The 26,706-nt window shown below is 54.3% G+C and carries 24 protein-coding genes and 7 tRNA genes; 29 read left to right on the top strand and 2 right to left on the bottom strand.

The features are described from left to right. Positions 1-99 precede the first annotated feature (99 nt). From asnB to AC6I8W_RS06100, 8 genes are all read left to right on the top strand, one after another. Positions 100-1,767 carry an asparagine synthase B gene (gene asnB, locus AC6I8W_RS06135; protein ID WP_021182384.1) on the top strand — a complete coding sequence of 556 codons (1,668 nt, stop codon included), beginning with the start codon at positions 100-102 and terminating at the stop codon, positions 1,765-1,767. A 217-nt stretch (positions 1,768-1,984) separates the two neighbouring features. Then, positions 1,985-2,061 (top strand) — tRNA-Met (locus AC6I8W_RS06130). A 9-nt stretch (positions 2,062-2,070) separates the two neighbouring features. Further along, positions 2,071-2,155: transfer RNA gene (locus AC6I8W_RS06125), tRNA-Leu, on the top strand. A 22-nt stretch (positions 2,156-2,177) separates the two neighbouring features. Further along, positions 2,178-2,252 (top strand) — tRNA-Gln (locus AC6I8W_RS06120). Positions 2,253-2,286: 34 nt separating this feature from the next. After that, positions 2,287-2,361, top strand: a tRNA-Gln gene (locus AC6I8W_RS06115). A gap of 31 nt (positions 2,362-2,392) precedes the next feature. After that, positions 2,393-2,469: transfer RNA gene (locus AC6I8W_RS06110), tRNA-Met, on the top strand. Positions 2,470-2,477: 8 nt separating this feature from the next. After that, a tRNA-Gln gene (locus tag AC6I8W_RS06105) sits at positions 2,478-2,552 on the top strand. Positions 2,553-2,581: 29 nt separating this feature from the next. Next, a tRNA-Gln gene (locus tag AC6I8W_RS06100) sits at positions 2,582-2,656 on the top strand. Between the two features lie 152 nt (positions 2,657-2,808). On the opposite strand, the gene ubiF is transcribed toward AC6I8W_RS06100, so the two are convergent. Then, on the bottom strand, positions 2,809-3,981 hold the full coding sequence (gene ubiF / locus AC6I8W_RS06095) for a 3-demethoxyubiquinol 3-hydroxylase (RefSeq protein WP_497837391.1): 1,173 nt from the start codon (positions 3,979-3,981) through the stop codon (positions 2,809-2,811). Positions 3,982-4,141: 160 nt separating this feature from the next. On the opposite strand from ubiF, the gene miaB reads away from it, so the two are divergent. From miaB to AC6I8W_RS06050, 9 genes are all read left to right on the top strand, one after another. Beyond that, on the top strand, positions 4,142-5,566 hold the full coding sequence (gene miaB / locus AC6I8W_RS06090) for a tRNA (N6-isopentenyl adenosine(37)-C2)-methylthiotransferase MiaB (RefSeq protein WP_497837390.1): 1,425 nt from the start codon (positions 4,142-4,144) through the stop codon (positions 5,564-5,566). Positions 5,567-5,774: 208 nt separating this feature from the next. Continuing rightward, positions 5,775-6,839, top strand: a complete 1,065-nt coding sequence (locus AC6I8W_RS06085) for a PhoH family protein (protein ID WP_497837389.1) — start codon at positions 5,775-5,777, stop codon at positions 6,837-6,839. Next, entirely contained in the window at positions 6,836-7,309 is a 474-nt protein-coding gene (gene ybeY, locus AC6I8W_RS06080) for an rRNA maturation RNase YbeY (protein WP_497837388.1), read from the top strand. The genes AC6I8W_RS06085 and ybeY overlap by 4 nt, the downstream gene beginning before the upstream one ends. Before the next feature lie 82 nt (positions 7,310-7,391). Next, positions 7,392-8,273 carry a CNNM family magnesium/cobalt transport protein CorC gene (gene corC, locus AC6I8W_RS06075; protein WP_480369373.1) on the top strand — a complete coding sequence of 294 codons (882 nt, stop codon included), beginning with the start codon at positions 7,392-7,394 and terminating at the stop codon, positions 8,271-8,273. A gap of 4 nt (positions 8,274-8,277) precedes the next feature. Beyond that, complete coding sequence (lnt, locus tag AC6I8W_RS06070; protein ID WP_497837387.1) at positions 8,278-9,804, top strand: apolipoprotein N-acyltransferase; 1,527 nt, start codon at positions 8,278-8,280, stop codon at positions 9,802-9,804. Positions 9,805-10,220: 416 nt separating this feature from the next. Continuing rightward, on the top strand, positions 10,221-11,117 hold the full coding sequence (locus AC6I8W_RS06065; RefSeq protein ID WP_497837386.1) for an amino acid ABC transporter substrate-binding protein: 897 nt from the start codon (positions 10,221-10,223) through the stop codon (positions 11,115-11,117). A 173-nt stretch (positions 11,118-11,290) separates the two neighbouring features. Further along, positions 11,291-12,031 (top strand): amino acid ABC transporter permease, encoded by a 741-nt coding sequence (locus tag AC6I8W_RS06060; protein ID WP_497837385.1) that lies wholly within the window; start codon positions 11,291-11,293, stop codon positions 12,029-12,031. Then, positions 12,031-12,708 carry a glutamate/aspartate ABC transporter permease GltK gene (gene gltK / locus AC6I8W_RS06055; protein WP_497837384.1) on the top strand — a complete coding sequence of 226 codons (678 nt, stop codon included), beginning with the start codon at positions 12,031-12,033 and terminating at the stop codon, positions 12,706-12,708. Before AC6I8W_RS06060 ends, gltK begins: the two co-directional genes overlap by 1 nt. Further along, positions 12,709-13,434, top strand: coding sequence for an amino acid ABC transporter ATP-binding protein (locus tag AC6I8W_RS06050; RefSeq protein ID WP_497837383.1), 726 nt, complete (start codon positions 12,709-12,711; stop codon positions 13,432-13,434). It begins immediately after the preceding gene. A 90-nt stretch (positions 13,435-13,524) separates the two neighbouring features. On the opposite strand, the gene AC6I8W_RS06045 is transcribed toward AC6I8W_RS06050, so the two are convergent. Further along, the gene (locus AC6I8W_RS06045; RefSeq protein WP_480371510.1) at positions 13,525-14,007 is read right to left on the bottom strand and encodes a zinc ribbon-containing protein; all 483 of its coding nucleotides are present in this window, start codon (positions 14,005-14,007) and stop codon (positions 13,525-13,527) included. A 214-nt stretch (positions 14,008-14,221) separates the two neighbouring features. Between AC6I8W_RS06045 and leuS the strand changes: the two genes are divergently transcribed. The 12 genes from leuS (at position 14,222) to lipB (ending at position 26,654) form a co-directional block, all read left to right on the top strand. After that, entirely contained in the window at positions 14,222-16,804 is a 2,583-nt protein-coding gene (gene leuS / locus AC6I8W_RS06040; protein ID WP_497837382.1) for a leucine--tRNA ligase, read from the top strand. 14 nt (positions 16,805-16,818) lie between these two features. Further along, a complete protein-coding gene (lptE, locus tag AC6I8W_RS06035) occupies positions 16,819-17,415 on the top strand; it encodes an LPS assembly lipoprotein LptE (protein ID WP_497837381.1) in 597 nt (198 codons plus the stop codon). Then, complete coding sequence (gene holA, locus AC6I8W_RS06030) at positions 17,412-18,443, top strand: DNA polymerase III subunit delta (protein WP_497837380.1); 1,032 nt, start codon at positions 17,412-17,414, stop codon at positions 18,441-18,443. The genes lptE and holA overlap by 4 nt, the downstream gene beginning before the upstream one ends. Further along, complete coding sequence (gene nadD, locus AC6I8W_RS06025; RefSeq protein WP_497837379.1) at positions 18,436-19,080, top strand: nicotinate-nucleotide adenylyltransferase; 645 nt, start codon at positions 18,436-18,438, stop codon at positions 19,078-19,080. The genes holA and nadD overlap by 8 nt, the downstream gene beginning before the upstream one ends. A 202-nt stretch (positions 19,081-19,282) precedes the next feature. Next, a complete protein-coding gene (gene rsfS / locus AC6I8W_RS06020; RefSeq protein WP_036624423.1) occupies positions 19,283-19,600 on the top strand; it encodes a ribosome silencing factor in 318 nt (105 codons plus the stop codon). A 3-nt stretch (positions 19,601-19,603) separates the two neighbouring features. Continuing rightward, positions 19,604-20,074, top strand: coding sequence for a 23S rRNA (pseudouridine(1915)-N(3))-methyltransferase RlmH (gene rlmH, locus AC6I8W_RS06015; RefSeq protein ID WP_013508252.1), 471 nt, complete (start codon positions 19,604-19,606; stop codon positions 20,072-20,074). A 33-nt stretch (positions 20,075-20,107) separates the two neighbouring features. Next, positions 20,108-22,012, top strand: a complete 1,905-nt coding sequence (mrdA, locus tag AC6I8W_RS06010) for a peptidoglycan DD-transpeptidase MrdA (protein ID WP_497837378.1) — start codon at positions 20,108-20,110, stop codon at positions 22,010-22,012. Positions 22,013-22,020: 8 nt separating this feature from the next. After that, positions 22,021-23,133: a peptidoglycan glycosyltransferase MrdB gene (mrdB, locus tag AC6I8W_RS06005; protein WP_497838117.1), complete on the top strand. Its 1,113-nt coding sequence runs from the start codon at positions 22,021-22,023 to the stop codon at positions 23,131-23,133. 10 nt (positions 23,134-23,143) lie between these two features. After that, complete coding sequence (gene rlpA, locus AC6I8W_RS06000) at positions 23,144-24,235, top strand: endolytic peptidoglycan transglycosylase RlpA (RefSeq protein ID WP_497837377.1); 1,092 nt, start codon at positions 23,144-23,146, stop codon at positions 24,233-24,235. A gap of 127 nt (positions 24,236-24,362) precedes the next feature. Beyond that, complete coding sequence (gene dacA / locus AC6I8W_RS05995; protein ID WP_480369344.1) at positions 24,363-25,574, top strand: D-alanyl-D-alanine carboxypeptidase DacA; 1,212 nt, start codon at positions 24,363-24,365, stop codon at positions 25,572-25,574. A gap of 93 nt (positions 25,575-25,667) precedes the next feature. Beyond that, positions 25,668-25,931 carry a DUF493 family protein YbeD gene (gene ybeD / locus AC6I8W_RS05990; protein WP_013508247.1) on the top strand — a complete coding sequence of 88 codons (264 nt, stop codon included), beginning with the start codon at positions 25,668-25,670 and terminating at the stop codon, positions 25,929-25,931. 69 nt (positions 25,932-26,000) lie between these two features. Further along, positions 26,001-26,654 (top strand): lipoyl(octanoyl) transferase LipB, encoded by a 654-nt coding sequence (gene lipB, locus AC6I8W_RS05985; RefSeq protein ID WP_497837376.1) that lies wholly within the window; start codon positions 26,001-26,003, stop codon positions 26,652-26,654. Positions 26,655-26,706: the final 52 nt, after the last annotated feature.

Here is a 26,706-nt window from a genome sequence, read left to right as displayed (position 1 = left end):
ACCACCACCAAATAGCGCATTTTCTTATACATCACGCAGCTGATGCTGCCGGACAAACGTAGAAATAACATCCCCACAGGGTGAGATCAGGAGTCAGTTATGTGTTCGATTTTTGGTGTGCTGGATCTGAAAACCGATCCTGTTGAATTGCGCAAGAAAGCGCTGGAATGTTCCCGTCTGATGCGCCATCGCGGCCCGGACTGGTCAGGCGTCTATGCCGATGACAAAGCCATTCTGGCGCATGAGCGCCTGTCAATTGTTGACGTCAACAACGGCGCACAGCCGCTGTACAACGCCGATCACACTCACGTACTGGCGGTAAACGGTGAAATCTACAACCATCAGGCACTGCGTGCGGAACTGAGCGATCGCTACCAGTTCCAGACCGGTTCTGACTGTGAAGTGATCCTTGCGCTGTATCAGGAAAAAGGCGTTGATTTCCTTGATGATCTTCAAGGTATGTTTGCCTTCATTCTGTGGGACAGCGTCAAGCAACAATACCTGATTGGTCGTGACCATATCGGTATCATCCCGCTGTATATGGGTAACGATGAACACGGCAACTTCTATGTTGCTTCAGAAATGAAAGCGCTGGTGCCGGTGTGCCGTTCCATCAAAGAATTCCCGCCGGGAAGCTACCTCTCCAGCACCGATGGCGAAATCCGTCGTTACTGGCAGCGTGACTGGATGGATTACAAAGCCGTTGAGCACAACGTCACTGATGCCGCCGGTCTGAAAGCCGCGCTGGAAGAGTCGGTCAAAAGCCACCTGATGTCCGACGTACCTTATGGCGTATTGCTGTCTGGCGGTCTTGACTCCTCCATCATCTCTGCGGTGACCAAACGCTTTGCCGCGAAACGTGTGGAAGATCATGACAAGAGCGATGCCTGGTGGCCGCAGCTGCACTCCTTCGCCGTAGGTCTGGAAGGCTCGCCGGATCTGAAAGCGGCCAAATCTGTCGCGGAACATCTCGGCACCGTGCACCATGAAATCCACTTCACCGTGCAGGAAGGCCTGGATGCAATTCGTGATGTGATTTACCACATCGAAACCTACGATGTGACCACCATCCGTGCGTCAACGCCGATGTACCTGATGTCGCGTAAAATCAAAGCGATGGGTATCAAAATGGTGTTGTCTGGTGAAGGCGCTGATGAAGTGTTTGGTGGCTACCTCTACTTCCACAAAGCGCCGAACGCCAAAGAGTTCCACGAGGAGAACGTGCGTAAGCTGCTGGCACTGCATATGTATGACTGCGCCCGCGCCAACAAAGCGATGTCCGCCTGGGGTGTGGAAGCGCGTGTGCCGTTCCTCGACAAGAAATTCCTTGATGTCGCGATGCGTATCAACCCGGAAGATAAAATGTGTGGCAGCAACGGCAAGATGGAAAAACACATCCTGCGTGAGTGCTTCTCCTCTTACCTGCCGGAGAGCGTGGCGTGGCGTCAGAAAGAGCAGTTCTCTGACGGTGTAGGCTATAGCTGGATCGACACCCTGAAAGAAGTGGCCGCGAAGCAGGTTAGCGATCAGCAGCTGGCGACCGCACACTTCCGCTTCCCGTACAACACGCCGAACTCGAAAGAAGCGTATCTGTACCGTGAGATCTTTGAAGAGCTGTTCCCGATCCCAAGTGCCGCAGAATGCGTGCCGGGTGGCCCATCAGTAGCTTGTTCTTCTGCCAAAGCGATCGAGTGGGATGAAGCGTTCAAATCGATGGACGATCCATCAGGTCGTGCGGTAGGCGTGCATCAGTCAGCCTATAAATAAGGTTTTTAGTATCAAGCAAAAGGGGCCGGAAACGGCCTCTTTTTTTATCGATTGCGTTTGTATTGATCGAAAATTGCCGAATAAATCATCAGCCTGGTTATAAGCCAGACAAACAGGCGCATTAAGGCAAAAAACGGTAAAAAATTTGTTGACGCTACAAAGCTCAATACGCATAATGCGCCCCGCAACGCCGATGAAGGTAGCGCGAAAAAAAGATGGCTACGTAGCTCAGCTGGTTAGAGCACAGCACTCATAATGCTGGGGTCACAGGTTCGATTCCCGTCGTAGCCACCATCTTTTTTTGCGGGAGTGGCGAAATTGGTAGACGCACCAGATTTAGGTTCTGGCGCCGCAAGGTGTGCGAGTTCAAGTCTCGCCTCCCGCACCATTTCCAGTCTTCGGCAGCCGGATGGGGTATCGCCAAGCGGTAAGGCACCGGTTTTTGATACCGGCATTCCCTGGTTCGAATCCAGGTACCCCAGCCAATCCGATGAACTCTCGTGGATATGAGTCGACTATTGGGATATCGCCAAGCGGTAAGGCACCGGTTTTTGATACCGGCATTCCCTGGTTCGAATCCAGGTATCCCAGCCATCGTCGGATGTGATGTAAAGCAGTACAATTTGGCTACGTAGCTCAGCTGGTTAGAGCACAGCACTCATAATGCTGGGGTCACAGGTTCGATTCCCGTCGTAGCCACCATATAAAATTGGGGTGTCGCCAAGCGGTAAGGCAGTGGATTCTGATTCCACCATTCCGGGGTTCGAATCCCTGCACCCCAGCCATACAAAAGACAATTTGACCAAACACCTATTGGGGTGTCGCCAAGCGGTAAGGCACTGGATTCTGATTCCAGCATTCCGGGGTTCGAATCCCTGCACCCCAGCCAAATTGCACAATAAAGCCCGCTTTTGCGGGCTTTATTGTTTTCTGCGTTCATGTAAACACATATCCTCCCGTAGCGGCGCGATTTATCGCGCTCTTGTGATTTTAAAACCTGCGCGATAAATCGCGCCGCTACGGGATGTGCAAAACGTAGGTTTATAATCCCAGCGCGTAACGCAGCACCTGACGTTTTAACGCACCGGCGTGCTCAGCGGCGATCAGCCCCAGATTACGGGCGAAACGCAGCGGTGGCAGTTTATTGCTGAAGGCGAAATAAAACAGATCCATCCCGCCCTGCATCAGCAAATTATCTCTACGGCGCTGACGTTGATAACGCTGCAACACTGCCGCAGATGACCATTGCTCCGCCTGACGACGCGCCTCTACCAGTGTGTCCAGCAACGCATCCACGTCGCGATAGCCCAGATTCACGCCCTGCCCGGCCAGCGGATTGATGGTGTGCGCCGCATCGCCGACCAACGCCAGTCCGGCGGTGATATAGCGTGTCGCGTGACGCCGTACCAACGGGAACGATGCCGCTGCCAGCACCTGAAAACGCCCGACGCGTGCCGGGAAATGCGCGTGTATCTCTTTCTCTAACTGGGGCAACGGCAGGCTCTGTAACTGACGGATTCGTGACGGTGCGTCATACCACACCAGAGAAGCATGGCGATCGAACAGCGGTAAGAACGCGCGTGGCCCTTCCGGCGTAAACTGCTGCCAGGTGGCGTCCCCAACCTCATGTTCACATTCGACGCTAATCAGCATGCAGGATTGCGCATAGTTCCAGCCATGCACACCAATTCCGGCCAACTGACGCACACGTGAATTGGCTCCATCGGCCCCGACCACCAGCCTTGCATCCAGCGTGGTACCATTGTCCAGCTGCACATGCCAGCCGCCGCTGTGCGGTAGCAAATTATCCAGACTGGCCGGCGCGCATAAGGTCACGCCATCTTCCTGCATCTTTTCCCACAGCGCACGTTGCAGCACGCTGTTTTCGACCATATAACCCAGCTCGGGCAACCCCAGCGAGGCCGCATCAAAGGTGACATGGGCAGTTTGCCACTCCCAGGTTTCCAGTTTGCGGTAAGGTGCACAGCGCATCGCCTGCACGCGTGGCCAGACGTTAAGCTGTTGCAGCAACGCTACCGATGATGCACCGATGGCAGAAATGCGCACATCCGGTGCTCGCGCAGCATCAAAAGGGGCGGGTTCCGCCCGCTCAACCACCGCCACGCGGAATTGTTGCTGCGCCAGACCGCTGGCCAGTGCGGCCCCAACCATACCGCCGCCGATCACCACCACATCAAAATGTGAATCCTGCATTGCCGTTATCCCTCTTGTTAACGCAGCGCTCATTGTGCGAAGTGTACCGGAAATTCACGTCACGATCAGAAAAGCCCTTACCCTTATACTGGTCACAACAGCAGCAAAGCATTACAATACGCGCCCAGCACTCACCTGCACTGAATTAATGGCTAGTCCGATGACCAAAAAACTGCATATCAAAACCTGGGGCTGTCAGATGAATGAGTATGATTCATCGAAGATGGCTGACCTGCTCAACAGCACCCACGGCTACACCCTGACTGAGGAAGCCGAAGAGGCAGACGTTCTGCTGCTTAACACGTGTTCTATCCGTGAGAAGGCGCAGGAGAAGGTTTTCCATCAGTTAGGACGCTGGAAAAAGCTGAAAGAGCACAATCCTGACCTGATCATTGGCGTGGGCGGCTGCGTCGCGTCTCAGGAAGGCGACCATATTCGCCAGCGCGCACCCTGCGTCGATATTGTATTTGGTCCGCAAACCCTGCATCGCCTGCCGGAAATGATCAACACGGTACGTGGCAGCAAAAGCCCAATCGTCGACATCAGCTTCCCGGAAATCGAGAAATTTGACCGCCTGCCGGAACCGCGCGCAGAAGGTCCGACCGCGTTTGTTTCCATCATGGAAGGTTGCAACAAGTACTGCACCTTCTGTGTGGTGCCTTACACCCGCGGCGAAGAAGTGAGCCGTCCGAGTGACGACATTCTGCTGGAGATCGCGCAGCTGGCGGCTCAGGGCGTACGTGAAGTCAACCTGCTGGGGCAAAACGTCAACGCTTATCGTGGCGCAACCTTTGACGGCGATTTCTGCACTTTTGCCGAGTTGCTACGTCTGGTCGCGGCGATTGACGGCATTGACCGTATTCGTTTCACCACCAGCCACCCGATTGAATTCACCGACGATATCATTGATGTGTACCGTGATACGCCGGAGTTGGTCAGCTTCCTGCATCTGCCGGTACAGAGCGGCGCTGACCGTATTCTGACGCTGATGAAGCGTGCGCACACGGCGCTGGAGTACAAAGCGATCATCCGTAAATTGCGCGTGGCGCGTCCGGATATTGAAATCAGCTCTGACTTTATCATCGGCTTCCCTGGTGAAACCCAGCAAGATTTTGAACAGACCATGAAGCTGATTGGCGATATCAATTTCGATATGAGCTTCAGCTTTATTTACTCTGCACGCCCAGGTACACCAGCAGCAGACCTGCCGGACGATGTGCCCGAGGAAGAGAAGAAGCAGCGTCTGTACATCCTACAGGATCGTATCAACCAGCAGGCAATGGGCATTAGCCGCCGCATGTTGGGCAGCGTACAGCGTATCCTGGTAGAAGGCACCTCACGTAAAAACGTGATGGAGCTGTCAGGCCGTACGGCTAACAACCGCGTGGTGAACTTCGAAGGTTCCGTCAGCATGATTGGTAAATTTGTTGATGTGGAAATCGTCGATGTTTATACCAACTCGCTGCGTGGCAAAGTGGTGCGTACCGAAGGCGAGATGGGCCTGCGTGTGGTGGAAAGCCCGGCGTCGGTGATTGCGCGTACGCGTAAAGAGAACGAAATTGGCGTAGGTCTGTTCCAGCCTTGAAACCCCGACCTTTGAGCGACAGCGCACAAAACGCTGTCGTCTGTTACCTCAGGCAGCACTTGCATTCTGGCAGTGCTGCCCAAATATCTCCCCTGAAGCTTGCGCCCAGGCGTTGCCCCATAAATAATTCCGTCATGATGCGCTGGGCCTTGCTGCCACGCGTCGGATACACTTTTTCAACTGGCCCTGAGTGACCCAAAGGATTCATTTGAATATCGAAACTCGTGAAATCGCCCTTGAACCGGTAGATAACCGCCGACTGCTCAGCCTGTGCGGCCCGTTTGATGACAATGTGAAACAACTGGAACGGCGTCTGGGAATCGAAATCAACCGCCGTGACAACCAATTTAAACTGGTGGGCCGCACGCTGTGCGTTAATGCAGCTGCGGACATTCTGCGTAGCCTGTATGTTGATACGGCACCAGTACGCGGTCAGTTCCAGGACATTGAACCCGAGCAAATCCACTTAGCGATTAAAGAGAGTCGCGTGCTGGAGCAGAGCGCGGAAAGCGTGCCGGAGTACGGCAAGGCGGTCAATATCAAGACCAAGCGCGGTGTCATTAAACCGCGTACGCCCAACCAGGCGCAGTACATCGCCAATATTCTCGATCACGACATCACCTTTGGTATCGGCCCGGCCGGTACCGGTAAAACCTATCTGGCGGTCGCCGCGGCGGTCGATGCGCTGGAGCGCCAGGAAATTCGTCGTATTCTGCTGACTCGTCCGGCGGTGGAAGCCGGAGAAAAGCTTGGCTTCCTGCCGGGCGATCTCAGCCAGAAAGTCGATCCTTATCTGCGCCCACTCTACGATGCATTGTTTGAGATGCTCGGCTTTGAACGGGTTGAGAAGCTGATGGAACGCAACGTCATTGAAGTCGCACCGCTGGCCTATATGCGTGGCCGTACACTGAATGACGCCTTTATCATCCTTGATGAGAGCCAGAACACCACCATCGAGCAGATGAAGATGTTCCTGACGCGTATTGGTTTTAACTCGAAAGCGGTCATTACCGGTGACGTGACGCAGATTGACCTGCCGCGCCACACCAAATCGGGTCTGCGCCATGCGATTGAGGTGTTGTCGGAAGTTGATGAGCTGAGCTTTAACTTCTTCCACAGCGAAGACGTGGTACGCCATCCGGTCGTGGCGCGCATCGTTATCGCCTATGAAGCCTGGGAAGAAGCAGACCAGAAGCGCCGTGATAAACAGGCCGAAGAGCGCAAACGTGACGCGCTTGCCGCCGCCCAACCCAGCCCGCAGGAGCCTTCATGAGCGCGGTGATTCTTGATCTACAACTCGCCTGTGCCGACAGCCAGGGTTTACCTGACGAAGCCACTTTCCAGCGTTGGCTGGAAGCTGCCGTCACCCCATTTCAGCCAGAGAGCGAAGTGACGATTCGCCTGGTCGATGAGGCGGAAAGTCATGAGCTAAATCTGACTTATCGAGGTAAAGACAAGCCGACCAACGTGCTCTCTTTCCCGTTCGAAGCCCCGCCCTGCATTGAGCTACCGTTGCTTGGCGACCTGATCATTTGCCGCCAGGTGGTGGAGCAAGAGGCCGTCGAGCAAGGGAAAACCCTGGAAGCCCACTGGGCGCATATGGTGGTACACGGTACACTGCACCTGCTGGGCTACGACCATATCGAAGACGATGAAGCCGAAGAAATGGAAGCGCTGGAGACCGAGATAATGCTTGCCCTTGGTTATCCGGACCCGTACATTTCGGAGAAAGAAGACGCCTGAGCCACTGGCTCAGGTCATTATGCTGCTGGCGCGGATGCCGGCAGTTTCCTTCCCTCACCAGAGAGAACTAAATAAAAACGCCATGAGCGACGACCATTCTCAAAACAGCGACGCACCCAGTAGTAAAAAGGGATTTTTTTCCCTGCTAATCAACCAACTGTTCCACGGTGAACCGAAAAACCGTGACGAACTGCTGGGGCTGATCCGCGATTCTGAGCAAAAAGAACTGATCGACCAGGACACCCGTGACATGCTGGAAGGGGTGCTGGATATTGCCGAACAACGCGTGCGCGACATCATGATCCCACGTTCCCAGATGATTACCCTGAAACGTAACCAGAGCCTCGAAGAGTGCCTGGCGGTGATCATTGAATCGGCCCACTCCCGCTTCCCAGTGATCAGCGAAGATAAAGACCACGTTGAAGGCATTCTGATGGCGAAGGATCTGCTGCCCTTTATGAGCAGCGCCTCAGAACCGTTCAGCATGGAGAAAGTACTACGCACTGCGGTCGTGGTACCAGAAAGTAAGCGTGTGGATCGCATGCTGAAGGAGTTCCGCTCACAGCGCTACCATATGGCGATTGTGATTGATGAGTTTGGCGGCGTGTCGGGTCTGGTGACCATTGAGGACATCCTCGAACTGATCGTCGGGGAAATTGAAGACGAATACGACGATGAAGAAGATCGCGATATTCGTCAGTTAAACCGCCACACCTACACAGTGCGTGCGCTGACGCCAATTGAAGACTTCAACGAAGTGTTCGGTACCGGCTTCAGCGATGACGAAGTGGATACCATTGGCGGTCTGGTGATGCAGGGATTCGGCCACCTTCCCGCGCGCGGTGAAAGCATTGAAATTGATGGTTACCAATTCAAGGTCGCCATGGCTGACAGCCGCCGTATCATCCAGGTACATGTAAAAATTCCGGAAGACTCGCCGCTCCCTCAACTGGATGACGAATAACTTTATGGCTTTAGCCTCTCTTTACTCGCGGCAGCGGGTTCGCCTGCTGCTGGCATTAATTACGGGTGCCATCGGCACCCTTTCCTTTTCCCCGTATGATTTCTGGCCCGCCGCACTGATTTCGCTGTGCGGTCTGCAACTGCTGTTACTGGACCGTCGCACCACACAGGCTGCCGCAATTGGCTTCGTCTGGGCTTTTGGCCTGTTCGGCAGCGGTATCAACTGGGTGTACGTCAGCATCGCGACCTTTGGCGGCATGCCGGGGCCGGTTAACGTTTTCCTGGTGGTGTTGCTGGCAGCGTATTTGTCGCTCTACCCAATGTTGTTTGCCATCCTGCTTAATCGTCTGTGGCCGCGCGTTACGCTATGGCGTCTGGCGGTGGCGGCACCGGCGTTATGGCAAATCACCGAGTTCCTGCGCGGTTGGATCCTCACCGGCTTTCCGTGGCTCCAGTTTGGCTACAGCCAAATTGACGGCCCGCTGAAAGGTTTGGCCCCGCTGGCAGGGGTAGAAACCATTACCTTCCTGTTGATGATCATTGCTGGCCTGCTGGTGTATGCGCTGCATCAACGTAATGTGAAAAGCCTGATCGCTGCCGTACTCCTACTGCTGCTGCCGTGGCCGTTACGCATGTTGCAGTGGTATCAACCGCTGCCAGAGCGCAGCGTTGATGTGGCGATGGTACAGGGCAACATTCCGCAATCGATGAAGTGGGATCCACAACAGTTGCTGAATACGCTACGCGTCTACACTTCCCTGAGCCAGCCGTGGATGGGTAAAGCCCCGATCATCATCTGGCCGGAATCGGCGATTACCGACCTGGAAAGTAATCAGCAACCGTTCCTGCGCGCGTTGGATGAAGAGTTACGTGCACGTGGTAGCTCGCTGATTACCGGTATCGTCGATTCACGTCTGGAAGGTGACAACCGTTACCACGATTACAACTCAGTGATTGTGCTGGGCGGGGAACAACCTTATAGCTATCAAAGCCAAAATCGCTATCAGAAGAACCATCTGGTGCCGTTTGGCGAGTTTGTACCGCTGGAAGAGTTGCTTCGACCACTGGCACCGTTTTTCGATTTGCCGATGTCATCGTTCAGCCGTGGGGCTTATATTCAGCCACAGTTGAAAGCTGCGGGCTATAATCTGACCACCGCCATCTGCTATGAAATCGTACTTGGAGAACAGGTACGCGCCAATTTCCGTCAGGATACCAACTTCCTGCTCACCGTCTCGAACGATGCCTGGTTTGGCCACTCCATTGGCCCGTGGCAGCATTTCCAGATGGCCAGAATGCGGGCGCTGGAGCTGGGCCGTCCGCTGCTGCGTGATACCAACAATGGTGTAACGGCGGTGGTTAACGCCAACGGTGATGTTGAGAAGATGCTACCCCAGTTCACGCGTGATGTGCTGACAGCAAAAGTAACGCCAACCACAGGGAAGACGCCTTACGCCGCAGCAGGTATCTGGCCGGTGTGGGGACTGACTTTACTGGGTATCGTACTGGCCCTGATACGCCGTCGCCGTTAATGCCTGTAGAAAGCGAAGCTCACCCTTCGCTTTTTTTTGCTCTCTTCTTTCCGCTTTTCCAGATTCTCTGCTGGCTTTTCATACAAATGAAATGCTTTGGCACGATCATTGCTATTTATTTCAGTGTTTTTCGCAAACACAGGCTTTTGTCAGCACAATGCCATTTGTTTTGCACCATTAAGACGCACCGATGCGCACTATTTTTGCGCAGAGGGAGAGTTTTGCTTTTTATTGGTGCGGCACGGCTCGCAAAAAAGAAACTTCTCCGTTTCATTGTGTTAACAATTCGCTATGTTAATCCTGAACTGCGCGCCATTGTGTGCGGGGATAACCAGAAAAGCAGCAGGAAATACACACAACATCACAAATATGCGTAGTAAATGTGCTGCGCAACATTCACACGAAGGAGTTGGAACATGCAGATGCGCAAAGTGGCATTATCTCTTCTGCTGTTAGGTGCAGCAGCGGGAACGGCCCAGGCGGAAGATCTCACGGGTACGCTGAAAAAAATTAACGACAGCGGTGTAATTGTCGTTGGTCACCGTGAATCCTCAGTTCCCTTTTCTTATTACGACAACCAGCAAAAAGTCGTTGGCTATTCTCAAGACTACTCCAACGCGATTGTTGCGGCGATTAAAGCCAAACTGAACAAACCTGATCTGCAAATTAAAATGCTGCCGATTACCTCACAGAATCGTATCCCATTGTTGCAAAACGGAACTTTTGATTTTGAATGTGGTTCAACCACCAATAATCTGGAACGCCAGCAGCAGGCAGCCTTCTCTGACACCATTTTTGTCATCGGTACACGTTTGCTGGTGAAAAAAGGTGGCCCGATTCATGATTTCGCCGATCTGAAAGACAAAACCGTAGTGGTGACCTCAGGCACCACCTCTGAAGTTCTGCTGCATAAGCTGAATGACGAGAAAAAAATGGACATGCGCATCATCAGCGCCAAAGACCACGGTGATTCATTCCGTACGCTGGAAACCGGTCGCGCCGTTGCCTTTATGATGGATGATGCACTGCTGGCGGGTGAACGTGCGAAAGCGAAGAAACCAGGTGACTGGGAGATCGTCGGCACACCGCAATCAAAAGAAGCCTACGGCTGTATGATGCGTAAAGATGACCCGGAATTTAAAAAGCTGGTTGACGATACCATCGTAAAAGCACAAACCTCAGGCGACGCCGCTAAATGGTTTGATACCTGGTTTAAACAGCCGATTCCGCCAAAAAATCTGAACATGAACTTTGAACTGTCAGACGACATGAAAGCGCTGTTCAAATCACCGAACGATAAAGCACTAAACTAACAACGACAACAAGGGCGGCATCGCTGCCCGCTCGATTGCTGAAAACGCGGTGCGGACAGACAGACTCTCTCAGGTCGTTCCCCTGAGAAGAATAAACAAGACACCGTTCATCAATCTTCCGGGTAACTTATACCCTACAGGTATAAGTTACCCTTTTTTTACCGGAGCTTGTTATGGGTATCGACTGGAACTGGGGCATCTTTTTACAACAGGCCCCGTTCGGCAATACGACCTACCTCGGCTGGCTGTGGTCCGGATTTCAGGTGACCATCGCTGTCTCCTGCTGTGCCTGGATTATCGCTTTCTTTGTAGGTTCCTTCTTCGGCATTCTGCGTACCGTGCCTAATCGGATTTTATCGACGCTTGGCACCTGCTACGTGGAGTTATTTCGTAATATTCCGCTGATTGTGCAGTTCTTCTTCTGGTATCTGGTGGCCCCGGAACTGGTCGGAGAGAAACTCGGAATGTGGTTTAAAGCGGAATTGGATCCCAATATCCAGTTTTTCACCTCTTCGATGGTGTGCCTCGGACTGTTCACCGGCGCCCGCGTGAGTGAACAGGTCCGGGCCGCGATTCAGTCGCTGCCGCATGGGCAGAAAAACGCGGGCCTGGCGATGGGGCTGACGCTGCCGCAAACCTATCGCTACGTGCTGCTGCCGAATGCGTATCGCGTGATTGTACCGCCGATGACCTCGGAAATGCTTAACCTGGTGAAGAACTCCGCCATCGCCTCCACCATTGGCCTGGTGGATATGGCCGCGCAGGCGGGTAAGTTGCTGGATTACTCGGCGCACGCCTATGAATCTTTCACCGCCATCACCCTGGCTTATATTGGTATCAACCTGGTGATTATGCTGCTGATGAGTCTGGTGGAGCGCAAAGTACGTCTGCCCGGCAATATGGGAGGGAAATAATGTACGATTTCGACTGGAGTTCGATTCCTCCCAGCCTGCCCTACCTGCTGAACGGTATGGTGATTACGCTCAAAATCACGCTAACTGCGGTGGTGTTCGGCATCATCTGGGGCACCCTGCTCGCCGTGATGCGGCTCTCCTCTTTCGCGCCCGTTCGCTGGTTTGCCAAACTGTATGTCAACCTGTTCCGCTCAGTGCCACTGGTCATGGTACTGCTATGGTTCTACCTGGTGGTGCCGAGTTTTCTGCAGCAGGTGCTGGGATTGTCACCAAAGACCGATATTCGCCTGATTTCTGCGATGGTGGCGTTTTCGCTGTTTGAGGCCGCCTACTACTCGGAGATTATCCGCGCCGGCATCATCAGTATCGCCCGTGGGCAGTCCAGTGCTGCACTGGCGCTGGGTATGACCCACTGGCAATCCATGCAGTACATCATCCTGCCGCAGGCGTTTCGTGCGATGGTGCCGCTGTTGCTGACCCAGGGGATTGTCCTGTTTCAGGATACCTCGCTGGTGTACGTACTCAGCCTGGCAGATTTCTTCCGTACCGCGTCCACCATTGGTGAGCGTGACGGAACCCAGGTAGAAATGATTTTGTTTGCTGGTCTGGTCTACTTTGTGATCAGCCTGAGCGCTTCGTTGTTGGTTAGCTATCTGAAAAGAAAAAGGACGGTTTAAATGATTAGCCTGAAAAATGTATCTAAGTGGTATGGGCACTTTCAGGTGCTGACCGACTGCTCCACCGAGGTGAAAACCGGTGAGGTCGTGGTGGTATGCGGTCCGTCCGGCTCGGGTAAATCGACGCTGATCAAAACGGTAAACGGTCTGGAACCCATCCAGCAGGGCAGCATTCAGGTGACGGGCATTGAAGTCAATGACAAGAAAACCAACCTCGCGCAATTACGCAGCAAAGTCGGCATGGTGTTCCAGCATTTTGAACTGTTTCCGCATCTCAGCATCGTCGACAACCTGACGCTGGCGCAGGTAAAAGTACTGAAGCGTGATAAGCAGGCAGCGCGTGAAAAAGGTCTGAAGCTGCTGGCACGTGTCGGTTTATCCGCGCATGCTAACAAGTTTCCCGGCCAGCTCTCCGGCGGCCAGCAGCAGCGTGTGGCGATCGCTCGCGCGCTGTGCATGGACCCGGTGGCGATGCTGTTCGATGAGCCGACATCGGCACTCGATCCGGAAATGATCAACGAAGTACTGGACGTGATGGTGGAACTGGCACAGGAAGGCATGACCATGATGGTGGTTACCCACGAGATGGGCTTTGCGCGCAAAGTGGCCAACCGCGTGATCTTTATGGACGAAGGCAAGATTGTTGAAGACACCAACAAAGATGACTTCTTTAACAATCCGCAGTCAGACCGCGCCAAAGACTTCCTGGCGAAGATCCTGCATTAACGCATAACCCGTAGCGGCACGATTTATCACGCGTTTTTTCCGGCAACGCGCACGGAATTGCGCGATAAATCGCGCCGCTAAGACATAGGATCAGGGTTCAAACGGCTGACGCTGGAACTGATCGTGCCCACATTCCGGGCAACGGGTTAATGTCTCCGGGGTATAAATGGCACGGGTAAAATGACACTTCTCGCACACCAGATTCCCCAGCCCCACCACTTCGCCACTTTGATAGACGCCGTGATGGCGCAGATCCTGAAACACCTCACGCCACTCCAGTTGACTCTTATCGGTGATATCAGCCAGCTCCTTCCAGATACTTTCACGGATCACCCGCATAAAGACCGAGTCACCCAGCGCATCGGAAGATTCTTCATAGCTGAGCGCAAACTCCTGTAAATCCCGCCGTACCGCACGCATCACTTCATCGACCTCCGCCGAGGTCAAATTCTGCTGCGCCAACAGGCGCAGGCGGGCGCTGGCGACCAGCGCATCGATATCTCGCTCGCCCCGCTCCAGCCGTTGGGTTAATGCCGCTACCGTCGCACGATAGACCTGCGCCACGTTATTCATTTTGTTCTCCTTTCTGCTGCGGATGCTCTGACTAAGTTTAGTCATTGGCAGGGGTACCAACTGAAGAAATCACAAAAGGGTGAATGTGGCGGCGCATTCGGCAGAAATCGCTGGGGCAAAGGCGTGAAGTGTTGTTGAGGGGCAGCCTTATGGGTATGCTATGCGGATCTAAAAGTACGCTTAGAGCGATATCCATTAAGGACCACAGGCAGCCATGCAAGAGCAATACCGCCCGGAAGAGATAGAATCCCGCGTCCAGCAGCACTGGGACGAAAATGAAACCTTTAAAGTGACCGAGCAGGAAGGCAAAGAGAAATACTACTGCCTCTCTATGCTGCCCTATCCTTCCGGCCGCCTGCACATGGGCCATGTGCGTAACTACACCATCGGTGATGTAATTGCCCGTTATCAGCGTATGCTGGGCAAAAACGTGCTGCAACCTATTGGCTGGGATGCATTTGGTCTGCCGGCTGAAGGCGCGGCGGTCAAAAATAACACCGCTCCCGCTCCCTGGACTTACGACAACATCCAGTACATGAAAAACCAGCTCAAACTGCTGGGTTTTGGCTATGACTGGAGCCGTGAACTGGCAACCTGCCAGCCGGAATACTATCGCTGGGAACAGTGGTTCTTCACCAAACTCTATGAAAAAGGTCTGGTTTACAAGAAGACCTCAGCGGTTAACTGGTGCCCGAATGACCTGACCGTTCTGGCTAACGAGCAAGTTATCGACGGTTGCTGCTGGCGCTGTGATACCAAAGTTGAGCGTAAAGAGATCCCCCAGTGGTTCGTAAAAATCACTGACTACGCTGAAGAGTTGCTGAACGACCTCGACAAGCTGGAAGACTGGCCTGAGCAGGTCAAAACCATGCAACGCAACTGGATTGGCCGTTCTGAAGGCGTGGAAATCACCTTCAACGTTGCCAACAGCGACGAGAAAGTGACGGTCTACACCACCCGCCCGGACACCTTTATGGGCGCGACCTATGTCGCTGTCGCCGCAGGTCACCCTTTAGCGCAGCAGGCCGCAGCCAGCAATCCGGCGCTGGTGGATTTCATTGACGAATGCCGCAACACCAAAGTGGCAGAAGCCGATATGGCGACGATGGAGAAAAAAGGCATGGCCACCGGCCTGCATGCCATCCATCCGCTGACCGGTGAAGAGATCCCGGTATGGGTCGCCAACTTCGTCCTGATGGAGTACGGCACCGGTGCAGTGATGGCGGTTCCAGGCCATGACCAACGCGACTGGGAATTTGCCACTAAATACGATCTGGCGATCAAACCGGTTATCCTCAACCTCGATGGCACCGCTCCCGATCTGAGTGCTGCCGCGATGACCGAAAAAGGCACCCTGTTCAACTCCGGCGACTATGATGGTCTCGACCATCAGGCGGGCTTTAACGCCATCGCCGATGCACTGACCGCTAAAGGCGTCGGCGTACGTAAAGTTAACTACCGTCTGCGCGACTGGGGGGTTTCCCGTCAGCGTTACTGGGGCGCACCGATCCCGATGGTCACGCTTGAAGATGGCACCGTGATGCCAACCCCGGAAGACCATCTGCCGGTGATCCTGCCGGAAGATGTGGTGATGGACGGCATTACCAGCCCGATCAAAGCGGATCCAGAGTGGGCCAAAACCACCGTTAACGGCCAGCCTGCGCTGCGTGAAACCGACACCTTCGACACCTTTATGGAGTCATCCTGGTACTACGCACGCTACACCTGTGCCAACTACAACGAAGGTATGCTGGACCCGGCTGCTGCCAACTACTGGCTGCCGGTCGATCAGTATGTTGGCGGTATCGAACACGCCATCATGCACCTGATGTACTTCCGCTTCTATCACAAGCTGTTGCGTGATGCGGGCCTGGTGAACTCTGACGAGCCTGCCAAGCGCCTGCTGTGCCAGGGTATGGTGCTGGCGGATGCCTTCTACTACGTCGGTGCCAACGGTGAGCGTAACTGGGTTTCCCCGGTTGACGTCAACGTCGAGCGCGATGACAAAGGTCGTATCGTAAAAGCCATCGACAATCAGGGCCGTGAAGTGATTTACGCTGGCATGAGCAAAATGTCAAAGTCGAAAAACAACGGCATTGACCCACAGTTGATGGTAGAACGTTACGGTGCCGATACTGTGCGTCTGTTTATGATGTTTGCTTCCCCGGCAGAAATGACGCTGGAGTGGCAGGAATCAGGCGTGGAAGGTGCGAACCGCTTCCTGAAACGTGTCTGGAAGCTGGCTTACGATCACGTAGCCAAAGGTGCGACCGTCGCGCTGGATGTGAACGCCCTGAACGACGATCAGAAAGCACTGCGTCGCGATTTGCACAAAACCATCGCCAAAGTGGCGGATGATATTGGTCGTCGTCAGACCTTCAACACCGCGATTGCAGCAATCATGGAGCTGATGAATAAGCTGATCCGCGCACCGCAGGAGAGCGAGCAGGATCGCGCGCTGTTGCAGGAAGCGTTGGTTGCCGTCACCCGTCTGCTGTATCCGTTCACACCGCACACCAGCTACGCCTTGTGGGAAGCGCTGGGCGGTGAAGGCAGCATCGATGATGCCAACTGGCCGGTCGCGGACGAAGCGGCTATGGTTGAAGATTCACTGCTGGTGGTGGTTCAGGTTAACGGCAAAGTGCGCGGTAAAATCACCGTTGCGCCCGATGCCACTCAGGAGCAGGTGCAGGCGCGTGCCGCGCAGGAGCATCTGGTGGCGAAATATCTGGAAGGCGTCACCATTCGTAAAGTGATTTATGTCCCCGGCAAACTGCTTAACCTGGTCGTGGGTTAAGTTCAGGAGGAACTGTGCGACAACTGATTATCAGGCTGTTTGTCCTGCTGGCGGTGATGATCACCGCTGGCTGTGGTTTTCATCCACGTGGTACGACACAGATACCCGCGGAAATGAAAACGCTGATCGTCGCCACCGGCGACCCCTATGGCCCACTGGCACGAACCGTTCGTCAGCAGCTGCGCCTGAATAATGTGCGCATCGTTGATGATACCAAAGATGCACGTGCCACTATTCCGACGCTGCGTCTGGGTGGTGAACGCCAGGGCCGTGATACCGCATCGGTGTTTATCAGTGGTACGACTGCTGAATACTCGCTGGTGATGACCGTCACCGCCCAGGTATTACTGCCGGGCAAAGGGATCTACCCGATCAGTACCACAGTGTATCGTTCGTTCTTTGACAACCCGAACGCCGCACTGGCGAAGGATGCCGAACAGGACAAGATCGTGCAGGAAATGCGTCAGCGCGCGGCCGAACAACTGGTGCGTAAGCTGCTGACGGTGCATGCAGCACAGGAAGATCACAAAGACACGTTGCCAGAGCCTGAGGTCATTGTTCCTGGAGATTCACCAGAAGTGCCCTCCTCGTCAGCCACCAGTCTGCAATGATCAGGATCTATCCTGAACAACTCAGCGCGCAGCTCCGTGAGGGGCTGCGCGCCTGTTATTTTCTCACCGGTAATGAACCGCTGCTGATTCAGGAAAGTGCAGATGCCATTCGCGCAGCGTCAACGGCTCAGGGATTTGACGAGCATTTCAGTGCGACATTGGATGCACAAACCAGCTGGGATGATCTGTTCGCCAGTTGCCAGTCACTGAGCCTGTTTACGCAACGACAAACCTTAACGCTGCACTTCCCGGAAAACGGCCCGAACGCGGCAATGGCGGAACAGCTGGTCAAACTTGCCAGCCTGCTGCACAGTGACATTCTGCTGGTGCTGCGCATGGCAAAGTTGACCAAAGCGCAGGAAAACAGCGCGTGGTTTAAAGCGCTGAGCACCCAGGCGGTGCTGGTGCCGTGCCAGACCCCCGAGCAGGCTCAGTTGCCGCGCTGGGTCATGAATCGCGCCAAAGCGATGAAGCTGCACGCGGACGATGCGGCCATCCAACTGCTTTGCTACTGTTATGAAGGCAATCTGCTGGCGCTGGCACAGGCACTGGAACGGCTGTCATTATTATGGCCGGACGGCAAGCTGACGCTGCCACGGGTGGAAGAGGCGGTGAATGATGCCGCCCACTTTACGCCGTTCCATTGGGTCGATGCGCTGCTGGCCGGGAAAAGTAAACGCGCCCTGCACATCCTGCATCAACTGGAGAAAGAAGACAGCGAGGTGGTGATCCTGTTGCGCAGCCTGCAACGCGATCTGCTGACGTTGCTGCATTTGCAACGCCATCAGGCACAGCAAGCGCTGCGTACCTTGATGGATCAACAACGTATCTGGCAAAACCGACGTGCGCTGTTTATGGAGGCGCTGCAACGCCTGGACGCACGCCGGTTACAACGCGCCATTCATCTGCTGGCAGAAATTGAGCTGTCGATGAAACAGGATTACGGTCAAAACCTGTGGCCGCAGCTGGAGACGTTATCGCTGTTGCTGTGTCACCGTGATTTCCCGATGAGCTTTGCTGATGTCTGAACTTTATGCCCTGTTTGGCGGCACCTTTGATCCGATCCATTATGGACATCTGCACCCGGTCGAAGCACTGGCGCAACAGGTCGGCCTGAAAAAAGTCACCCTGTTGCCCAATAACGTGCCGCCACATCGCCCACAGCCGCAAGCCAGTGCCCGACAACGGGTCGAGATGCTACGCTGCGCGATTGCCGACCGCCCATTGTTTGACATCGACACACGTGAGTTGGAGCGTGAAACGCCGTCGTGGACGGTGGCAACCCTGGAAGCATTACGTGCGGAACGCGGCGTGCAACAACCGCTAGGATTTATCATCGGTCAGGATTCTCTGCTAACGTTATCGAAATGGCATCGCTGGCAAGATTTGTTGTCGCTGTGCCATTTGCTGGTGTGCAAGCGTCCGGGTTACCCGGCACAGATGGACACCTCTGAGATGCAACAATGGCTGGATCAGCATCTCGCCCGCGATGTGCAGCAACTGCATCGCCTTCCGTCCGGCCTTATCTGGCTGGCCGATACGCCGCTTTATGACATTTCAGCCACGGAGATTCGCCAGCGTCGCCACCAGGGCGTTTCCTGTGCGGATTTACTGCCTGCGGCGGTCATTAACTATATCGATCGAGCCGATTTATACCTTGAGTAATCAGGACGGCAGAGCGCTAAATCCTGCTGTGCCTGACCAGGAAGAATATTCGCAGCTGATCTTCCGACAACCTGAAAGATCGGCGGAATATATCTATATTTCGCCGACCGATCGCGACATGCTATACTGCGCCGCTTCAGATTTTGGCTGCGTTTCCAGGGCATTCAGCCTGCCCGTAATCACCTGTTTTGAGGGGAACCTTTTGCAAGGTAAAGCACTCCAAGAATTCGTTATTGATAAGATTGATGATCTCAAAGGCCAGGATATCGTCGCACTCGACGTTCAGGGCAAATCCAGCATCACCGATTGCATGATTATCTGTACTGGCACGTCAACCCGCCATGTGACCTCCATCGCTGACCATGTGATGCAGGAGTCGCGTGCTGCCGGACTGGCGCCGTTAGGTGTGGAAGGAAAAGCAGCTGCCGATTGGGTCGTCGTCGATCTCGGCGACGTGATTGTGCACGTCATGCAGGAAGAGAGCCGCCAGTTGTACGAGCTAGAAAAGCTCTGGAGTTAAGCGGTGAAATTGCAGCTGGTAGCCGTCGGGACCAAAATGCCCGACTGGGTTCAGACCGGATTTACCGAGTATCTGCGCCGTTTCCCCAAAGATATGCCGCTGGAACTGACGGAAGTGACGGCAGGTAAGCGCGGCAAAAACGCCGATATCAAACGCATCCTCGAGAAAGAGGGTGAAGCGATGTTGGCCGCCGTGGGGAAAGGCAACCGCATTGTGACGTTGGATATTCCAGGACAGCCGTGGGAAACCCCACAGCTGGCGCAACAGCTGGAACGCTGGAAGCAGGATGGCCGTGATGTCAGTCTGTTGATCGGCGGTCCGGAAGGTTTGGCACCGGCCTGCAAGGCTGCGGCAGAGCAGAGCTGGTCGTTATCGGCACTGACGCTGCCGCATCCGCTGGTGCGCGTTTTGGTCGCAGAGAGCCTGTACCGCGCCTGGAGCATTACCGCCAATCATCCTTATCATCGTGAATAAACACCAGGCCACACCGGATATTAAACACAGCGGATGAAATTACAAACCAACGCCTTTCGCGATTACACAGCCGAACAAAAATTGTTTGTCCGGCGTGCTTTAGTCGCCTTTTTCGGCATCCTCCTGCTTTCGGGCATTCTGGTGGTCAACTTGTACCACCTGCAAATTTTGCGTTTTGCCGATTACAGTACCCGTTCCAATGAAAACCGCATCAAACTGGTGCCGGTGGCTCCCAGCCGCGGCATTATTTTTGATCGTAACGGCGTCCCTCTGGCGCTGAACCGCACCATTTATCAGGCTGAACTGGTGCCTGAGAAAGTCGACAACCTGAAACAAACCTTGCAGGATCTGCGCACGATACTGGATCTCACCGATGACGATCTGGACGCCTTTGAGAAGGAGCGGAAACGTTCACGCCGCTTTACCTCCATCCCGGTAAAAACCGCACTTAGCGATGTGCAGGTGGCTCGTTTCGCGGTTAACCAATACCGTTTTCCTGGCGTGGAAGTGAAAGGCTATCAACGCCGCTACTATCCCTATGGTCAGACGCTGACCCATGTCGTCGGTTATGTTTCAAAAATTAACGATCGTGATGTTACCCGCCTCGATCAGGAAGGCAAATGGCCAAACTATGCCGCTACACATGATATTGGCAAGTTAGGCATCGAGAACTATTACGAAGATGTGTTGCACGGCACAACGGGCTATGAAGAAGTTGAGGTCAATAACCGTGGACGTGTGATTCGTCAACTGCATGAGCAATCTCCGCAGGCTGGACGTGATATCTATCTCACTATCGACCTCAAACTACAGCAGTACATCGAAACCCTGCTCACCGGGAGTCGCGCAGCGGTAGTGGTGAGTGATCCGCGTACAGGAGAACTCCTCGCGCTGGTGTCAACACCCAGTTACGATCCGAATCTGTTTGTCGAAGGCATTTCCAGTAAAGATTACAAGGCGCTGCTCAATGACGATAACCGCCCACTGTACAATCGCGCATTGCAGGCGGCTTATCCCCCGGCTTCAACGGTGAAACCCTATGTTGCGGTTTCGGCAATGAGTGCGGGTGTCATCAACCGCAATACCAGCCTGTTTGATCCCGGTTGGTGGCAGTTACCAGGCTCAGATAAACGCTATCGTGACTGGAAAAAATGGGGACATGGGCGCCTCAATGTCACCAAAGCGCTGGAGGAGTCGGCTGATACTTTCTTCTATCAGGTTGCCTATGACATGGGGATCGATCGCCTGTCTGAGTGGATGACAAAATTCGGTTATGGTCATCGCACCGGTATTGATTTACCGCAGGAAAGTCCCGGTAACATGCCAACACGTGACTGGAAGCTGAAGCGCTTTAAGAAACCGTGGTATCAGGGCGATACCATCCCGGTAGGCATTGGTCAGGGTTACTGGACCGCCACGCCGGTACAGATGAATAAGGCGTTGATGATTCTGATTAACGATGGCGTGATTAAAGTGCCCCATCTGCTTCGCGCAACCCGCGAAGGCCATACCATGGTGCCCTATCGTCAGCAACCGGATGAACCGATTGGCGATATCCATTCCGGTTACTGGGAGATCGCCAAAGATGGCATGTTTGGTGTTGCCAACCGTCCGAACGGCACCGCACACAAAAGCTTTGCCAATGCTCCCTATAAAATTGCCGCCAAATCCGGTACGGCCCAGGTTTTCGGTTTGAAAGCTAACGAAACCTACAATGCGCACAAAATTGCCGAGCATCTGCGCGATCACAAACTCATGGTCGCCTATGCGCCTTATGATAAACCGCGTGTTGCCGTCACGATGATTCTGGAGAATGGCGGCGCAGGCCCTGCGGTGGGTACGGTGATGCGCCAGATTCTCGACCACATTATGTTAGGCGATAACAATACGGTGCTGCCTGAAGCCGCGCCGACGCCGCCCGGTTATGAAGGTGATTAAGCATGTCCATGAATGATAGCCCGCAGAAAAGAACAATCTGGATGCGTATCCATATTGACCCGCTCTTTATGCTGGTGATCCTGACCCTACTGATTTATAGCGCACTGGTTATCTGGAGTGCCAGCGGACAGGATCCTGGGATGATGGAGCGCAAAGCGGGGCAGATTCTTATCGGGCTTCTGGTGATGGTCGTCATGGCACAGGTGCCGCCGCGCGTGTATGAAAGCTGGGCGCCCTATCTGTATATTGTCTGTGTGATCCTGCTGGTTGCCGTTGATGCCTTTGGGCATATCAGTAAAGGCGCGCAACGCTGGCTCGATCTCGGCGTGGTGCGCTTCCAGCCGTCAGAGATCGCTAAAATTGCTGTACCGTTAATGGTCGCACGCTTTATCAACCGTGATGTCTGTCCGCCAACGCTGAAGAATACCGCTATCGCGTTAGTGCTGATTTTCGCCCCTACCCTATTGGTGGCGGCACAGCCTGACCTCGGCACCTCAATTTTGGTGGCCGCTTCCGGTTTGTTCGTGCTGTTCCTGTCAGGTATGAGCTGGCGGTTGATTGGCATCGCGGCACTGCTGCTGGCGGCCTTTATCCCGATCCTGTGGTTCTTTCTGATGCACGATTATCAGCGCACTCGCGTCATGATGCTGCTCAACCCGGAAAGCGATCCGCTGGGTGCTGGTTATCACATTATTCAGTCAAAAATTGCCATTGGCTCAGGTGGCCTGCGTGGTAAAGGATGGCTGCATGGGACGCAGTCACAGCTGGAATTTTTACCAGAACGGCATACCGACTTTATCTTTGCGGTTCTGGCGGAAGAGCTGGGGCTGGTCGGCGTTCTGGTGCTACTCGCGCTTTACCTGCTGTTGATTCTGCGCGGATTGGTGATTGCAGCCCGTGCGCAAACGACGTTCGGCCGGGTGATAGCTGGTGGCTTCATGCTGATTTTATTCGTTTATGTTTTCGTTAACATTGGCATGGTAAGTGGTATCTTACCGGTGGTTGGTGTACCGCTGCCGTTGGTCAGTTATGGCGGATCGGCATTGATTGTGTTAATGGCCGGATTTGGCATCGTGATGTCGATCCATACTCATCGAAAAATGTTATCTAAAAGCGTTTAAGAGGCTGCACATGCGTAAGGACTGGCTTGGGATTGCTCTGGCATCATTGGTACTGGCTGCCTGTTCCTCCCAGGAAGAACCGCAGAATACCGCCCCACCACAACCGGCTTACAATGGCCCGGTGGTTGAAATTCCAGGGGTGGAACCGCGCTATGAACCGATTAATCCGTCGACCAGTCAGGATTACAGCGTTAACGGAAAAACCTACCGTATCGTTAAAAATCCCGCTAACTTCAGTGAAGTCGGTTTAGCCACCTCCTATGGTGATGAAGCCCGGGGCAACCGTACCGCCATCGGCGAGACCTTTGATCCGGAAGCGCTGACTGCCGCGCACCCCACGCTGCCATTGCCCAGCTATGTACGTGTCACTAACCTGGCAAATGGCCGCCAAATCGTGGTGCGCGTCAATGATCGCGGGCCTTACACTCCGGGTCGTATTATCGACCTGTCGCGTGCCGCTGCCGATCGCCTGAACACCTCGAATAACACCCGTGTGCGCGTTGACTATATCAATGTCGCACCAGACGGCACGCTGTCTGGCCCCGGCACCATCGGCACCACCGTGGCGAAACAGAGCTACGCCTTGCCTGCACGTCCTGAATTGGGTGGCGGTACGGTGATGATGGGCGGCAGTAGCGCCACTCCAGCCAGCACGCCGCCAGCGCAGGATGTGCGTGCGGTCGATAACAGCACCCTGCAAAGCAGCGACAGCATGGGCGCGCCGGTACACAGTAACGGTTTCCTTGGTGCGCCTCAGCCGTTAGCCAATGGGGTACTGGAAGGCAGCGAACCGCAACCGGCAGTTGCAACACCAACCACAGTCGCTACAGCCGCGCCAGTAGCAGCCGCGTCCACACCGACCAGCGCTGGCAGTTATGTGGTGCAGGTGGGCGCACTTAACGATTCTGCCCGCGCGCACCAATTAGCGGCCAGCCTCGGCCATCGTTTTGGTGTCCAGGGTTACGTTGAAGCCAACGGTAATGTTTATCGTGTGCAGTTGGGCGGTTTCAAGACCCGTGCCGAAGCGGCAGCGCTGCAACAGCGTCTGAGCAACGAAGCACAGTTGAGTTCCTTCATCACCACCTCCCGTAACGGAATGTGATGATAATACCCAGGCATAGTTGTGCCTGGTTACAACAGTTTTGCAAAGCAAGATGCCGCCAAATCAGGTGTTTGCTATAGTAAGGCACTTTTTTAACTCTAAACCCACGGATGTTGTAGTCCTGAACATGAATACGCTGAAACCTTCTCGTTTTCTGAAACGCCTGACAGTGGGATCACTGGTCGCCCTCTCTCTCAGCCATGCCGCTTTTGCGGACGATGTAAACCTCAAAACCATGATTCCGGGCGTACCGGACATTGATGCTGAAGCCTACGTGCTGATCGACTATAACTCGGGCAAGGTGTTGGCCGAGAAGAATGCCGATGCGCGCCGTGACCCTGCCAGTCTGACCAAAATGATGACCAGCTACGTTATTGGTCAGGCGGTGAAAGCGGGGAAAATCCATCAGGATGACATCGTCACCGTGGGTAAAGATGCCTGGGCCACCGGCAACCCGGTGTTTAAAGGCTCCTCGCTGATGTTCCTCAAACCGGGCGATCGCGTACCGGTTTCGCAGCTGACGCGCGGTATCGTGCTGCAATCCGGTAACGATGCTTGTGTGGCGATGGCGGATTATGTTGCAGGCAGCCAGGATGCGTTTGTTAGCCTGATGAACAACTACGTCCAGGCGTTAGGTCTGAAAAACACCCACTTCCAGACCGTGCACGGACTGGATGCAGACGGCCAGTACAGTTCAGCCCGAGATATGGCGCTGATCGGACAGGCACTGATTCGTGACGTACCTGATGAATACGCGGTTTATCACGAAAAAGAGTTTACCTTTAACAACATCCGTCAGTTGAACCGTAACGGCCTGCTGTGGGATACCAGCCTGAACGTTGACGGCATCAAAACTGGCCATACCGATGCGGCTGGCTACAACCTGGTGGCATCAGCGACTGAAGGTCAGATGCGTCTGATCTCGGCGGTGATGGGCGGCCACACTTATAAAGGCCGTGAGACCGAGAGCAAAAAGCTGTTGACCTGGGGTTTCCGTTTCTTTGAAACCGTGGCACCGCTGAAAGCAGGTAAAGAATTCGCCTCTGAACCGGTTTGGTTCGGCAACAGCGATCGTGTGCAGCTTGGCGTGGAGAAAGATGCTTATCTGACGATCCCTCGTGGCCGCATGAAAGACCTGAAAGCCAGCTATGTGCTGAACAACACCGAACTGCATGCGCCGTTGCAGAAAAATCAGGTGGTGGGCAGCATTAACTTCCAGCTGGATGGCAAAACCGTTGAACAGCGCCCGCTGGTGGTGCTGAACGAAGTCCAGGAAGGGGGTTTCATCAGTCGCATCATCGATTACATCAAACTGATGTTCCACCACTGGTTCGGTTAAGGCGCGATTGAAAAAACGCCGCTTTGCCCCTATATAAGTTAATATTATTGCTCCCGCCCCGGCGGGAGCCTGTTTTTATGCACCGGAGTCAATATGAAAACCAAACTGAATGAACTGCTCGAATTCCCTACCCCCTTTACCTATAAAGTGATGGGTCTGGCGCAACCGGAGCTGGTTGATCAAGTGGTTGAAGTGGTGCAGCGTCATGCGCCCGGCGACTACAAGCCCGATGTGAAGCCGAGCAGCAAAGGCAATTATCACTCCGTTTCCATCACCATCATCGCTACCCACATTGAACAGGTTGAAACCCTGTACGAAGAACTGGGCAACATCGATATCGTTCGGATGGTGTTGTAATGCTGACGCTGGCAAAGGGATCTTTGCCAGCGTTATACTCTGCTTTTCACTCTCTACCGGATCTTCGTTTTGTCAGCCAATACGCTTCTTGTTCGTCAACTGGGCCAGCGCGACTGGCAACCCATTTCTGACGCCATGCACCGCTTTACCGATCAACGCGACAGCGACACCCCGGATGAAGTCTGGCTGGTGGAACACAACCCGGTGTTTACCCAGGGGCAGGCAGGCAAAGCCGAGCATCTGCTGACGCCAGGCGATATTCCCGTGGTACAGAGCGACCGAGGTGGTCAGGTGACCTATCACGGGCCGGGCCAGCAGGTGATGTATGTGCTGATTGATGTTAAACGTCGCAAACTGGGCGTTCGTCAGCTGGTGACAGCGCTGGAAGAGACGGTGGTTGCGACCCTCGCGGATTACGGCGTCACTGCACATGCGCGCCCTGATGCCCCAGGCGTCTATGTCGGAGAAGAGAAGATTTGCTCGCTGGGTCTGCGTATTCGTAAGGGCTGCTCTTTTCATGGCCTGGCATTGAATGTGTCGATGGATTTAGCCCCCTTTCTGCGCATTAATCCCTGCGGCTACGCTGGCATGCGCATGGCACAGCTGGGACAGTTTCAGCCTGGCGTGACCACTGCCGATGTGCAGCCACGCCTGGTACAACATTTTTCCCGTCTGACGGGTTTTGCCCAGAATGAATGGTTGAATGCTGATGTGCCGTTTTGACCTTATCCGTCAGTGCGGATTTACAATTTTGTAACCTAACGGCATACACAGC

Source organism: Pantoea sp. X-Soil-TKNS-1211, assembly GCF_059730495.1.
This window is presented reverse-complemented; position numbering and strand designations above follow the sequence as displayed.